Source organism: Erythrobacter sp. (genome assembly GCF_035194505.1).
Lineage (GTDB): Bacteria > Pseudomonadota > Alphaproteobacteria > Sphingomonadales > Sphingomonadaceae > Erythrobacter.
Genome location: NZ_CP136573.1, coordinates 1,934,673 through 1,947,083 on the forward strand (window position 1 = coordinate 1,934,673; position 12,411 = coordinate 1,947,083).

The window sequence follows — 12,411 nt, forward strand, 5'->3', positions numbered from 1 at the left end:
TGAGCAGTTCCTCAGGGGTAAAGCAGCGTATCGGACCACGGCGCATCGGGCGCGAGCCGGGTAAATTCGCGGCGGTCATGCAGCCGGTTGTCGCGGTCGATCCAGAATTCGATTCTTCGCGGGCTCAAAGTAAATCCTGTCCAGTGCGCCGGGCGCGGCACCTTGCCCTCTTCCTCGTGCTCGGCCCACAAGGCCTGCACGCGATCCAGATAGGTCTGCCGCCCGGGCAGCGGGCGCGACTGATCGGAGGCGGCGCTGCCGACCTGGCTATTGAACGGGCGCGAGTGGAAATAGGCATCCGCACGCTCGGGCGAGACCTCGGTGAGCGGGCCTTCGATGCGGATCTGGCGGCGCAGGCTTTTCCAGTGGAACAGCAAGGCGGCCTGCATGTTGGCGCGGATCTGTCCGCCCTTGCGGCTCTCGGCATTGGTGAAGAAGGTGAACCCGCCGCCTGCGATCTCTGCCGTGCCATGGCCCTTCAGCAGCACCATCCGCACCGAGGGCGCAGCGTCGGGCGCGGCAGTGGCCAGCGCCATGGCGTTGTGATCATTAAGCTCGCTCGTCTGGGCCGCCGCCAGCCATTCATCGAACAGCGCGAAAGGATCAGCGCCGGCGGGCAGCACGCTGTCAGCCAGCTGGGCATCATCGAGAGGGGCGGCGTTGCTCATGGCGGTCTTTCGGTGTGGTTGCGGGACGCACATAGATACGGACGCCGCCCGGCGAAAGGCGCAGATGGTGAATATCGCCTGTTCGCGTTGGTGGCTCCACGCTTGCGCATGACGACTGTCTCACCTAGCTAACACGCTATGCGCGATCCCTACAGCACTCTTGGCGTTCCCCGCACCGCTTCCGAAGCGGAGATCAAGAGCGCCTATCGCAAGCTCGCCAAGGAGCTGCACCCCGATCGCAACAAGGACAATCCCAAGGCGGCGGAGAAGTTCTCCGATGCGACCCGCGCCTATGATCTGCTGTCGGACAAGGCCAAGCGCGCGCAATATGATCGCGGGGAAATCGATGGCGAGGGCAATCCCGCCAATCCCTTCGCCGGCATGGGCGCGCGCGGCGGCTATTCGCGCGGGGGCACCTATGGCGCCGGGCCCGGAGCAGGGCCAGGTGCGGGCGATTTCGGCGGCTTTGGCCCAGATGACGTCGATCTGGGCGATCTGTTCGAAGGCCTGTTCGGCGGCCGCGCCCGCCAGCAGCAGCCCCCGCCGCGCCGCCCCTTCGGCAAGCAACCGCCGCCGCCGCCCAAGCGCGGCGCGGACATCCAGTACCGGCTCGCCGTGCCCTTCGTCGATGCCGCCGCGGGGCGCGACCAGCGCATCACGCTGGCCGATGGCAAGGCGATCAATCTGAAGCTCCCCGCCGGGGTCGAGGACGGCACGATGATGCGCCTCAAGGACAAGGGCCACCCCGGCCCGGGCGGTCATGGTGACGGGATCGTGCTGGTCGATGTCGGCACCCATCCCTTCTTCCGGCGCGAGGGCGACAATATCCGCATGGACCTGCCGATCACGCTCGACGAGGCGGTGCGCGGGGCCAAGGTCAAATGCCCCACGGTCGATGGCCCGGTGATGCTGACAATCAAGCCGGGATCGGGCGGCGGCACGGTGCTGCGTCTGGGCGGAAAGGGCTGGACCAAGAAGGCGGGCAAGACCGTCGATGGCAAGCCCGAGCGCGGGGACCAGCTGGTCACGCTCGAAATCCAGCTGCCGGCCGATCTGGCGGCACTTGAGGAACGGCTCGAAGGCTGGGTCGATATCGCGCGCCCGCGGGAGAAGTTCGGCCTCTGACGGGCCGGGCGCGCGGACGGGCCGGTGAGCAAGACCGCTTCCTTGAGACAAGCTGTCGCCATCATCCGCCGCGTCGCGATCGGCACCTTCAACGACGGCTTCATCCATGCGGGCAACCTTGCCTATCTGGCGATGCTGGCGATCTTCCCCTTCTTCATCCTCGGCGCGGCGCTGTTCGATCTGATCGGCGGGCGCGAGAATGCGGTGGCGATGGTGGGGGCGGTGATGCGCGCCATGCCGCCCACGGTCGCCGCCGTGATCGCACCGGTGGCCGAAACCGTCATCTTCGCGCGTTCGGGGATGCTGCTGTGGCTCGGCGCAGGGATCGGGTTGTGGACCGTATCGAGCCTGATCGAGACCATCCGCGACATCCTGCGCCGAGCCTACAAAGCGCCAATGGTGCAGGCCTTCTGGATGACCCGGCTGTTTTCCGCCGGGCTCATCCTCGCCGCGGTGGTGGTGCTGATGCTCTCGCTGTTCGCGCAAATGGTGATCGGCGCGGTACAGGAAGTGATCCTTGCCGCTGTGCCGCAGCTGGGCGAGCTGATCGCCACCCTGAGCGGTGCGCGCATCGTCCCTGCGCTCGGTGTGGCGGCGTCGCTATGGGTCCTGTTCGTGACCCTCACCCCGCCCAAATATCGCAAGGCGGGGGCTCCGCGCTGGCCGGGCGCATTATTCACGACCCTGTGGTGGATCGCGGTCGCCGTGGCGCTGCCGGTGGTGCTGCGGTATTTCTTCACCTATGATCTCACTTACGGCAGCCTTGCGGGCAGCATGGTGACGCTGTTGTTTTTCTGGCTCGTCGGGCTCGGCCTCGTTATCGGCGCGGAACTGAATGCGGCGCTGGCGCTTGAAGGGCGAATCGCGCCTTTGGACGAGGCCAGCGAGGAGAAGACACAATGAACGGATTGATGGCAGGCAAGCGCGGGCTGATCATGGGGCTCGCCAACGACAAGTCGCTGGCCTGGGGCATCGCCAAGAAGCTGGCCGAGCACGGGGCGGAGCTCGCCTTTTCCTATCAGGGCGAAGCGCTGGCCAAGCGCGTCATTCCGCTGGCGGCCGAACTGGGCAGCGACTTCACCTTCGAATGCGACGTTTCGAGCATGGACTCGCTCGATGCCGCCTTCGCGGCCCTCAAGAGCCGCTGGGACAGCCTCGACTTCGTGGTCCACGCCATCGGCTATTCCGACAAGAACGAGCTGCGCGGGCACTATGTCGACACCAGCCTCGAAAACTTCCTGAACACCATGAACATCTCGGCCTATTCGCTGGTCGCGATCAGCCAGCGCGCCGCGCGGATGATGCCCGAAAGCGGCGGCTCGATCCTGACGCTGAGCTATTACGGCGCGGAAAAGGTGGTGCCGCATTACAACGTGATGGGCGTGGCCAAGGCGGCGCTGGAAACCAGCGTGAAGTACCTCGCCAATGACCTCGGGCCGAAGAACATCCGCGTCAACGCGATCAGCGCCGGGCCGATCAAGACCCTCGCGGCGAGCGGCATCGGCGACTTCCGCTACATCCTGAAGTGGAACGAATACAACGCGCCGCTGCGCCGCAATGTCACCATCGAGGATGTCGGCGGCGCGGGCCTCTATCTCCTGTCAGACCTTGCCTCGGGCGTGACGGGCGAGACCCACCATGTCGATGCCGGCTACCACGTGGTCGGCATGAAGCAGGAAGACGCGCCGGATATCGCGCTGTCCTAGCGGCGTTGGGCTGACGCGCGGGCGCGCCACAGCAGCGCAATCACCGTCACCAGCCAGCCCGCCGCTGCCAGCGCAAAGATCGCCAGCGCCGCGCTGACCTGTCCCGCCGCGATCATCAGCGCGAGGAACAGGCAGTAGAAATCGCGCATGGTGAGGTAGCGCAGCCAGCGCGTGACAGCGCTCTCCCGCTCGCCGAGGATCCGCTTGGCCCCGTCGAAATGAAGCGGCTCGCCCCGCGCGCGGGCGTTGAGGCCAAGCAGGCCCATGCCCAGCGCCAGAATGCCCAGACCGGCCAGACCGATCAGCGCCGGGGCGACTTCGCCGCGCAGCCATAAGTTGGCGATCGCGCCGGCAAGAAAGCCGAGATTGGTCGCCGCATCGACACCGCTGTCCCACGCGGCGCCCTCGGGCGAGGTGCGGAAGGTGGCGCGGGCGATCTCGCCGTCGATCCCGTCGACAATTGAGGCGAGCTGGAACAGCACCGCGCCCGCGATCAGCCCCGCCGATGTGCCGGTCAGCAGGCAGGCGACCATCGCAAGGGCGCACAGGGCCGTCAGCACCGTGGCATGGCCGGGCCGCACCCATGCAAGCCGCAGCAACAGCGCCGAACAGGTCTGCGAGACCGGGCGGTTGAGATGGCGCGAGACAATCCCGTCCCCCGGCTTTGCCGTTGCCCGCAGGATCGCGCGCGAAGCCGCAGCCAAAGCAGCATTGGGATCGGCAGGCAGCGCAGGCGGCGAAGCAGCACCCTTCCAGAAGGCGGCGATCTGCGCAGGTCCGGGCAGGCTCTCGCCCGCGATCATCGGCCCGCGCGCCTCGCCCGCAACCACGCAGGAAACGCCCGGAGCAAGCCGCGCGATCTCGGCGCGGGTCAGCGGGTCAAGGCTCCCCCCGTCGGCCAGCACCAACTCCAGCTGCTCGCCGACACCCGCCTCGGCAAAGCTGCGCGCCAGCCGCGCGGCCGCCGGCACGCCGGCTACCAGCCGGCAGGCGCTGCGGGCCGAGGTGAAGTTGAAAGCGGGCGTGCTTGTCATGCGTCCTCGTAGCGGCGCGGAATTGCAGCGCAAATCAGGCGCCCTTATGCAGGGCTGACCCAAGGCAGGGCAACTCCGTCCTGTCCCTCAAGGCCGATGCGTGACCGAACCCGCCTCCCCGCCTGCCGCAACGGCCCCGCCGGCACGCCCGCCTCGCCCGGCGGAGCTGGAGGATTGGCTCAACGGCCGGATCTACCACCCGCTGGCATGGCGGTTGGCCAGGCGGCTGACGCAGACGCGAATCACGCCCAACATGGTCTCGGCCGCGGGCGCGGCGGCGATCATGCTGGCAGCGGCAGCCTATGGCATGCTGGCATGGCCGTGGGGCGTGGCGCTAGGCCTTGCCCTGCACATGGGCTGGCACGTGCTCGACGGGGCCGATGGCGATCTTGCTCGGCTGACAGAGCGCAGCTCCCCGCATGGCGAGCTTGTGGACGGTATCTGCGATTATGCGGGCCATATCGTGCTCTATGTCACGCTGGGCTATTTCGCCGCGCAGCAGATCGGCCCGATGGGCTGGGCGCTGATGTGGATGGCCGGCGCGAGCCGCGTGGTGCAGGCCGCGCATTACGAGGGCGCGCGGCGGCAATACCAGCTGGCGGTCTACGGCACCCCGTGGATGGCCAGCGCTCCGCCACCCCCCGGGCGGGACGGGCGGCGGCATCCCTTTGTGGCCTACTACCTGTGGCTCACCGGCTGGATCGTTCCGTACAGCGCCGCCTTTGCCGCGAGCGTGGCGGACCCTCAGCGTCGGGAACTGCTGCGCGAGGAGATGCGTGATCGGGGCGTCGAACTGCTGGGCCGCATGAGCCTGCTCAGCGCCAACTACCGCACGCTGGCTGTCGGCGCTGCAATGCTGGCGGGCCGGCCGCAGTGGTACTTCCTGTTCGAGATTGTCGTGCTTGGCGGCGTGTTGCTCGCCTCCCTCGCGCGGGTGCGGCGCGTGCTGGGTGCGGTGCTCGATCACGTCTCGGAGGCGAGCACCCGGCGGTAAAGTGCGAGATTGGCAGCCGCAAAGGCGCGCCAGTCGAGTTCGGCTGCGCGTTCGAGCCCGCGACGACGCAGATCGGCTGCAAGGCTGCGATCCTCGACCACCCTCCGCAGCTGCGCCGCAATCTCTGCCGGATCGCGCGGATCGGCCAGCAATGCAGCGCCGCCCGCGACTTCGGGCATCGCCGAGACATTGCTCGTCACCACCGGACAGCCGCAGGCCATTGCCTCGGCCACCGGATTGCCGAAGCCTTCGCACAGCGAGGGGTGGATCAGCGCCTCGGCCCCGGAATAGAGCTGCACCAGATCGGGCCGCTCGATGGCATCGAGCAGATGCACCCGCCCCGCCAGACCAAGGCTCGCTGCCAGCTGTTCGAGAGCCGCGCCGCTGCCGCCGCGCCGCCGCACCATGACACAATCCATGTCAGGCACCCGGCCAAAGGCATGGGCGAAGGCTCTCAATGCCCCCTCGTGATTCTTGTAAGGCGCGCCCTGGCCGACGACGAGGCAGTAACGCTTGCCAAGCGGCACGCCAATCCGCGCGAGCACCGCCGCATCCCGCGCCACCGGAGCAAATTCGCGGTCCACACCCGATCGTGTCACCACCACCCGCGCCGCAGCCTCGGGAGCAATCCGGATGATCTCCCCGCGACTCGCCTCGCTCACCGTGGCGACCAACGCCGAGCGGGCGAGTGCGCGGGTGATGCCGTGGCGATAGAAGTGATGCTCGATCAGGCCCCAGGGGCGGGGATTGCACCATTCCGGATGCGTCAGCCACATCACGTCGTGAACCGTCGTAATCGACGGCATGGCGAGCCCGCCCGGGAGGATGTTGGCCGGGGCATGGAACAGGTCGATGCCCGTCAGATCGACTGCCAGCGGCAGGTGAAGCAAGGTGACCGGACCATTGGCCGGACTGCCGACCACCAGCTCGCGGACATTCGGCGCGCGGCTCAGGGGCTCGCGGCGCAAGGCATTGCGCAGAAGCGTGAATTCGCAGTCAGGAGCAAGTTCTGGCAGGTGCCGCACGAGGGCCGCGACCACTTCGCCGATGCCGCTCGGGCGTGGGCCGAGGTAGCGGCAATCGATCGCAATCCGCGCCGGCAGGCTCGGGGGCGCGCCAATCATCTTGCGGGGCCCGCCGAAGGGCTTCGGTTCGTCCGGAAAATCAAGCACTCCGCCGCAGTTGCAGCCCCCGCGTCAGGGCTTCGGAAACCTCCGCGCAGACACATAGGTATCAATCCGGGCCCTACCCGCGCAACACGCAGAATTCCGAGGGTCTTGCGGCAGCAAATCCTAAGCATTTCCCCGGCACTGCATTGATATTGGAGCCAAAAAAACGGGCATCCAAAGGCTTTCGGAGGCAAATTCGTTCGGGTTGACAGGCGTATGGTTTGCAGTGATGGACTGCGGGTAACTTAGGGAAGCAGCGTATGGGCCGGGCACGGGTTGCGATTGTCGGCATCGGGAATTGCGCCAGCTCTCTGGTGCAGGGCGCCGCCTACTACCGCCGCACCGGCGACACCCTCGGCCTGATCCACCCCGCCATAGGCCCCTACCGCGCCAGCGATGTCGATTTCGTGCTCGGCATCGATATCGATCGGCGCAAGGTCGGCCTGCCGCTCACCGAGGCGATCTTCGCCGCACCCAACAACACCCAGGCGTTCGAACGCGATCTGCCGCAATCGCCGGCGCAGGTGATCATGGGCCGCATCCTCGACGGCGTGGCCCCGCACATGACCGAAGCGGGGGAGCGCGGGTTCCAGCCGGCCGACGGCCCCGAGCCGGACCGGCAGTACATCATTGACGCCTTGCGGCAGGAGCGGGTGGACGTGCTCGTCAACTTCCTCCCCGTCGGCTCGCAGGAGGCAAGCGAGTTCTACATGGACTGCGCGCTGGAAGCGGGCGTGGGCGTGGTCAATGCGATCCCGGTCTTCATCGCCAGCAACCCGGCATGGGAAGCCCGCTTCCGCCAGCGCGGCCTGCCGATCGTGGGCGATGACATCAAGGCACAGGTCGGTGCGACGATCATCCACCGCACCCTGTCCAGCCTGTTCGCCCATCGCGGCGTCACGGTGGAGCGGACCTACCAGCTCAACACCGGCGGCAATACCGACTTCATGAACATGCTCGATCGGGACCGGTTGACCCACAAGAAGCTGTCCAAGACAGAAGCGGTACAGGCGGCGCTGGCCGAACGGCTGGATGACGAGAATATCCGCATCGGCCCGTCCGAATATGTGCCGTGGCAGAAGGACAACAAGATCTGTTTCCTTCGGCTGGAAGGCACCCAGTGGGGCGGCGTTCCGATGCATCTGGAGCTGCGCCTCTCGGTCGAGGACAGCCCCAATGCCGCCGCCTGCGTGATGGACGCGATCCGGTTCTGCAAGCTTGCGCGTGATCGCGGCGAAGGCGGGACGCTGGCTGCCGAAAGCGCCTTCTACTGCAAGCACCCGCCACAACAGATGGCAGAGGACGCTGCGCTCGCCCTGCTCGATGCGCGGGCCATGCCCGAACTCGATGCCGCTGAATAACCCCGCACGATAACAGGAATATCGCCTACCCCGGACTGCCCCGCCCTCTCCCTCTCCACCTCTCCGGTCGACGCCACCTATGAACGCTCTCATCCTTGCTGCCGGCTATGGCAGCCGTATCGCCGCCCTGTCCGCGCCCAAGCCGTTGGTGCCGGTTGCTGGCGTGGCGCTGCTTGAATGGTCGGTGCGGCAGGCCGCCGCTGTCGGCATCCGCCATGCCGTGGTGGTGACGGGACACCAGGCCTCCGAGATCGAAGCGCGGCTGCCGGGTATTGCCTTCCGCACCGGCGTGAGCCTTGAACCGGTGCAGGTGGCGGACTGGTCTCGCCCCAATGGCCATTCAGTGCTGGCAGGAGCGGAGCGGATTGACGGCAATTACCTGCTGATGATGGCCGATCACCTGTTCACCACCGGGCTGCTTTCGACGCTGATGCAGGATATGGGCCGCGAATACGGAGCCTCGCTGGCGATTGACCGTGATGTGATGGGGCCGACCATCGATCCCGATGACGCCACCTGGGTGCGCCGCCGCGCCAATGGCCAGATCGCGCTGATCGGCAAGCACCTGACCCGTTTCGACGCGGTCGATTGCGGGGCCTTTATCGCCACGCCTGATCTCGCCATCGCCCTCCGCGAAGCGATTGAAGAAGGTGAGGCGGGCAGCCTGTCGCAGGGAATGCAGCGTCTGGCCGATCACCGGATGGCCGATACGGTCGATGTCACCGGCCATTGGTGGATCGATGTAGACGATCCGCACATGCGCATGACCGCCGAGGCAGGTGTCCCCCATCACCTTGGCGGCAAGCCGCAACCGCAGCCGCTGGTTATCCGCCCGGTCGCCGCCTAGCGCCCCGAACGCGCCGCGCGCGCTATTGCGTGTTGAGCGCGTTGCCGGTGGCGACGATCGAGAAGGCCGTGCTGGAAATCGTGGTCAGGAAGCGCTCCAGCTCCACGCCCGGAGCGGTGGAGATGTAGAGCACGTCACCATCGCGCATCCGGAAGTCCTGCATCACGAACAGGCTCGCCGCATCGGTCATCCGCAAGGTGTAGACCACCGGCACGCGGCCATCGCTGGTCGTGCGCACATCAGCTCCAGCCAGCGCCGGAAGCGCAGCGCGATCCTCCAGCCGGAACACGAACACGCCCTTCACGTCGGCGCGGCGATCATTCAGCCCACCCGCGCGGCCCAATGCCTCTGCCAGCGTGATGCCGTTGCCTTCAAACGGAACCTCGGCATTGCGCGCCACCGCACCCAGAGCGACGAAACTGAACGGCTGGTGCTGCACCGTCACCACATCGCCGGGGCGCAGGCGCACGTTCTGGCGCGGGTCGTTGATGACCTGACCGAGCGGCATGACAGCGCGCCGCTCGCCCCGGGCGAGTTGCACGGTCGATTGCTCAATCGGCTGCTTGGCTCCGCCAGCGACAGCCAGCGCATCGAGCAGCCGCTCACCCCGGGCAGACAGCCCGATCTGGCGACTTGCGGAAACTTCGCCCAGAATCGTGGCGGTGCGGGTCTCGTTCTGCACCAGCCGGACGACGGCCTGGGGATCATTGGCGCGACGGCGCAAGCGGCCGACAATCAGGGATTCGACCTGTTCGGGCCGCATTCCCTGCACCCGGATGCGCCCGACAAAGGGGATCGCAACCATCCCTTCCTCGTCCACCTGCTGGCGCGGGATCGGGGTGTTGGCGGCGACATCATTATTGCCGCCCAATTGCTGGTCACCCGGCACCGCGCCGAACAGCACCGCCGGCGGCGCCTCCCAGATCGCGATGTCGACCTGATCGCCCGGCGCCAGCACGGTTGCCGACACGCCGCTTTCCCCGAACAGTTCGGCAAAGCTGGCCGCGCGTTCATGGCTGGCGAGACCGGCGATCACGTCCGTGCCAAGCGGCAGCACCTGAATCGCGCCTTGCGCATAGGTTGCGCCGTCCACCTGAGCATCGCGGATCGCCCCGGTCGAGGGGCCCGCGCCGCCGAGCGTGTTGCACCCCGCCAACGCTCCAAGGCACAGCGCCAGCGCGGCAGCCTGAGTGACCGGACGCAGACGGGGCTTCAATGTGGCGGGCATGGCAATGTTCCTGCGGGGCAAGGCGTTACAGATGCCGGTCATAGACGGCTTTGAGGCGTTCGCGATAGATTTCGGGACTGTAGCGCGCGGCCTGGCTGTGTCCGAGCGCGATGTAATGCTCGCGCAGATCGGCATCGGCATCCATCGCGCGGATCGCGCGGGTGATCGCCTGGGTATCATAGGGATCGACCATCAAGGCCGCATCGCCCGCCACTTCGGGCAGGGACGAGGTGTTGGAACAGATCACCGGCGTGCCGAGCAGCATGGCTTCGAGCACCGGCAGGCCGAAGCCTTCATAGAGCGAGGGGAACAGCGCCGCCTTGGCCCCGCGGATCAGGCTGACGAGGAGCGGAAAGGGCGCATAGGGCATCTGGATGATGCGCTTGCGCGCGCCCCGGCGGCGTTCGAGGCTGCCATAGACCGTGCCCGTCTCGCCCAGCAGCTTCAACTCCTGCTCGGACTTCCACGCCTGTGCGCCGACGATCACCAGCGGGGTTTCGACCTGCGAGGACAGATAGGCCTCGATCAACCGGCCGATGTTCTTCTTGGGCTCCAGCGAGCCCCAGAACAGGAAATAGCCCTTGTAATCGAACCCCGTCAGCCCCTCGACCTCGCGCGCGACCTCGTCCTCGGGCTTGAAGCGGTATTTGTCCGGGATGCTGACCGACTGATAGGTGTTGGTGATCCGCTCTTCCGGGATGCCGACCAGCTCGACCAGATCGCGCTTCGAACATTCCGAGACGGTGACGATATGTGCCGCGCTCTTGCCCAGCTTCTTGAGCAGCCGGAAGTAATGCCGCTTCTGGTCGAGCGTCGTATAGGGCAGGCGCAAGGGCACCACATCGTGCAGCGTATAGATGTTTGGCCGACCGCTCACCTTGATCGGCAGCGGGTAGGTCCAGTGGGCCAGATCCGGCTTTTCCGGCATCCTGATGGCAAGCAGGAGCTTCCAAAGGCGGTAGACCCCCTGCGCCCGCGAAAACACATCGGGCGAATTGTAGAGCTGATCGAACTTCGGCAGACGCGACTGAAAAGTGCGGGTGATGACCTTGCCCGTCACCGGGATCGGCCGGGCCGCAGCCGCCAGCGGCCCTTGCAGCGCCTGATAGGCGCGATCCACGGCCTCGAGCCATTTGAGCCGTTCATCGACCGAGGAATCGAAGAAGTAGATCTCGCGCAGCAATTCGTTGCGCGTCGCGCTCGCCTGATTGCCGTAGAGCACATCGACCTCGTGCCCGAGATTGGCGATCTCGTAGCTGAGGTTGCGGGCATAGGTTGCCACGCCGGTCCCCTTTTCGAGGCCGAGATTATACCCGTCGATCAGGATCCTGCTCATGTGGCGCGGGGCCTTATGTCTTGCGGATGATCAGGCCGAAGGACGTCACCGCCCAGCGCTGGATCTGAAGCTTGAGATGCTCGTCAACCGAGTAGGGCGGCGTGTCGATGTGCAGATCGAGCGGCTGCTGGCCAAGGTTGAAGTTGAACTCCATCACCGCCCCCATCTGCTTCAATCGCCGTTCGAGCAGCAGGAAGTCGCGCTTGCGGAACAGCACCGTGCCGGCGTTGTCGAGCGTTTCGTCATCCGAGGAGCAGTTGAATTCGGTGGTGTGCACCGCCACCCCGCCGGGCTTCAGACACTTGACCGAATTGACCACGAATTCGAGCCCGTTGAGGATCGAGCCGAGATGCTCGAAGGCGCAGGCCGACCAGACGAAATCGAACTGGCCGTGGCAGTCTGGTTCGATCGCGTTCATGTCCATGAAGCGGAAATCGACGAGGCGGTCGAACGTCTCGGGATCGCAGATGCCGCGCTCATTCATAGCCGCTTTGTTGTGGGCGTGCTGGGCAGTTGCGACCCAGCCTGCATCATGGGCGTGATCCGGTTCCAGATCGGTGCCCAGCACCTCGGCCCCGCGATCGGCAAACACCGCAGCGAGCGGCTCGAGCCCGACGCCAAAGCCCAGGCCCCGGCGGCCGGGCATCAGCATGTCGTGGTTCTTGAGCGCCTGCAGGATGTAGCAGAATTCCCACTGCTTGCGGTGCGTCCGGGGCTCTTCGCGGATTTCCTTGCACCAATAGGCATAGTGCATCTCCTCGAACTGTGCCTGGGTGCAGGCCTGCGAGACCGCGCCCCACAAGGTCGGCTCGGGCATGTCGTCCGCATCGGAGGCAGGAGCGTGGGCGGGTGAAGCCTCGGGGGAGGGTGCCGGCGCCACGGGGAGCGACGGCGTGCCGTATCGAAGCTTCCAGAAGAGAGATTTGAGCATGAAGTCGACCCT

Annotated in this window: 12 protein-coding genes; 6 read left to right on the forward strand and 6 right to left on the reverse strand. The window is 66.4% G+C overall.

What is annotated here, in order from left to right:
* Positions 1-11: 11 nt before the first annotated feature.
* Positions 12-668: a pyridoxamine 5'-phosphate oxidase gene (gene pdxH / locus RSE14_RS09550; RefSeq protein WP_324073115.1), complete on the reverse strand. Its 657-nt coding sequence runs from the start codon at positions 666-668 to the stop codon at positions 12-14.
* Positions 669-806: 138 nt separating this feature from the next.
* On the opposite strand from pdxH, the gene RSE14_RS09555 reads away from it, so the two are divergent.
* Genes RSE14_RS09555 through fabI form a run of 3 tightly spaced genes read left to right on the forward strand, consistent with a single transcriptional unit; the run spans position 807 to position 3,499 of the window.
* Entirely contained in the window at positions 807-1,793 is a 987-nt protein-coding gene (locus tag RSE14_RS09555) for a DnaJ C-terminal domain-containing protein (protein WP_324073117.1), read from the forward strand.
* A gap of 24 nt (positions 1,794-1,817) precedes the next feature.
* Positions 1,818-2,696 (forward strand): YihY/virulence factor BrkB family protein, encoded by an 879-nt coding sequence (locus RSE14_RS09560; RefSeq protein WP_324073119.1) that lies wholly within the window; start codon positions 1,818-1,820, stop codon positions 2,694-2,696.
* Complete coding sequence (gene fabI, locus RSE14_RS09565) at positions 2,693-3,499, forward strand: enoyl-ACP reductase FabI (RefSeq protein WP_324073121.1); 807 nt, start codon at positions 2,693-2,695, stop codon at positions 3,497-3,499. The genes RSE14_RS09560 and fabI overlap by 4 nt, the downstream gene beginning before the upstream one ends.
* On the opposite strand, the gene RSE14_RS09570 is transcribed toward fabI, so the two are convergent.
* Positions 3,496-4,533 (reverse strand): CDP-alcohol phosphatidyltransferase family protein, encoded by a 1,038-nt coding sequence (locus tag RSE14_RS09570; protein ID WP_324073123.1) that lies wholly within the window; start codon positions 4,531-4,533, stop codon positions 3,496-3,498. The two genes, fabI and RSE14_RS09570, sit on opposite strands and share 4 nt — an antisense overlap.
* A 100-nt stretch (positions 4,534-4,633) precedes the next feature.
* On the opposite strand from RSE14_RS09570, the gene RSE14_RS09575 reads away from it, so the two are divergent.
* A complete protein-coding gene (locus tag RSE14_RS09575; RefSeq protein ID WP_324073125.1) occupies positions 4,634-5,527 on the forward strand; it encodes a CDP-alcohol phosphatidyltransferase family protein in 894 nt (297 codons plus the stop codon).
* On the opposite strand, the gene RSE14_RS09580 is transcribed toward RSE14_RS09575, so the two are convergent.
* Positions 5,497-6,651, reverse strand: coding sequence for a glycosyltransferase family 4 protein (locus RSE14_RS09580; protein WP_324073127.1), 1,155 nt, complete (start codon positions 6,649-6,651; stop codon positions 5,497-5,499). The genes RSE14_RS09575 and RSE14_RS09580 overlap by 31 nt on opposite strands.
* Positions 6,652-6,956: 305 nt before the next feature.
* On the opposite strand from RSE14_RS09580, the gene RSE14_RS09585 reads away from it, so the two are divergent.
* Positions 6,957-8,057: an inositol-3-phosphate synthase gene (locus tag RSE14_RS09585; RefSeq protein WP_324073129.1), complete on the forward strand. Its 1,101-nt coding sequence runs from the start codon at positions 6,957-6,959 to the stop codon at positions 8,055-8,057.
* Positions 8,058-8,136: 79 nt separating this feature from the next.
* On the forward strand, positions 8,137-8,904 hold the full coding sequence (locus tag RSE14_RS09590; RefSeq protein ID WP_324073132.1) for a phosphocholine cytidylyltransferase family protein: 768 nt from the start codon (positions 8,137-8,139) through the stop codon (positions 8,902-8,904).
* A 22-nt stretch (positions 8,905-8,926) separates the two neighbouring features.
* Here RSE14_RS09590 and RSE14_RS09595 read toward each other — a convergent pair whose 3' ends face one another.
* From RSE14_RS09595 to RSE14_RS09605, 3 genes are read right to left on the reverse strand one after another with little or no spacing between them, the layout of a single operon-like run.
* Complete coding sequence (locus tag RSE14_RS09595) at positions 8,927-10,132, reverse strand: polysaccharide biosynthesis/export family protein (protein WP_324073134.1); 1,206 nt, start codon at positions 10,130-10,132, stop codon at positions 8,927-8,929.
* A 25-nt stretch (positions 10,133-10,157) separates the two neighbouring features.
* Positions 10,158-11,468 carry a glycosyltransferase family 4 protein gene (locus tag RSE14_RS09600; RefSeq protein ID WP_324073136.1) on the reverse strand — a complete coding sequence of 437 codons (1,311 nt, stop codon included), beginning with the start codon at positions 11,466-11,468 and terminating at the stop codon, positions 10,158-10,160.
* Between the two features lie 13 nt (positions 11,469-11,481).
* A complete protein-coding gene (locus tag RSE14_RS09605) occupies positions 11,482-12,399 on the reverse strand; it encodes an SAM-dependent methyltransferase (RefSeq protein WP_324073138.1) in 918 nt (305 codons plus the stop codon).
* Positions 12,400-12,411 lie beyond the last annotated feature (12 nt).

Bases quoted from the DNA above. Each gene is read 5' to 3' on its own strand.
- pdxH (WP_324073115.1), bottom strand. From the start codon at position 668: ATGAGCAACGCCGCCCCTCTCGATGATGCCCAGCTGGCTGACAGCGTG.
- RSE14_RS09555 (WP_324073117.1), top strand. From the start codon at position 807: ATGCGCGATCCCTACAGCACTCTTGGCGTTCCCCGCACCGCTTCCGAA.
- fabI (WP_324073121.1), top strand. From the start codon at position 2,693: ATGAACGGATTGATGGCAGGCAAGCGCGGGCTGATCATGGGGCTCGCC.
- RSE14_RS09570 (WP_324073123.1), bottom strand. From the start codon at position 4,533: ATGACAAGCACGCCCGCTTTCAACTTCACCTCGGCCCGCAGCGCCTGC.
- RSE14_RS09580 (WP_324073127.1), bottom strand. From the start codon at position 6,651: ATGATTGGCGCGCCCCCGAGCCTGCCGGCGCGGATTGCGATCGATTGC.
- RSE14_RS09585 (WP_324073129.1), top strand. From the start codon at position 6,957: ATGGGCCGGGCACGGGTTGCGATTGTCGGCATCGGGAATTGCGCCAGC.
- RSE14_RS09590 (WP_324073132.1), top strand. From the start codon at position 8,137: ATGAACGCTCTCATCCTTGCTGCCGGCTATGGCAGCCGTATCGCCGCC.
- RSE14_RS09595 (WP_324073134.1), bottom strand. From the start codon at position 10,132: ATGCCCGCCACATTGAAGCCCCGTCTGCGTCCGGTCACTCAGGCTGCC.
- RSE14_RS09600 (WP_324073136.1), bottom strand. From the start codon at position 11,468: ATGAGCAGGATCCTGATCGACGGGTATAATCTCGGCCTCGAAAAGGGG.
- RSE14_RS09605 (WP_324073138.1), bottom strand. From the start codon at position 12,399: ATGCTCAAATCTCTCTTCTGGAAGCTTCGATACGGCACGCCGTCGCTC.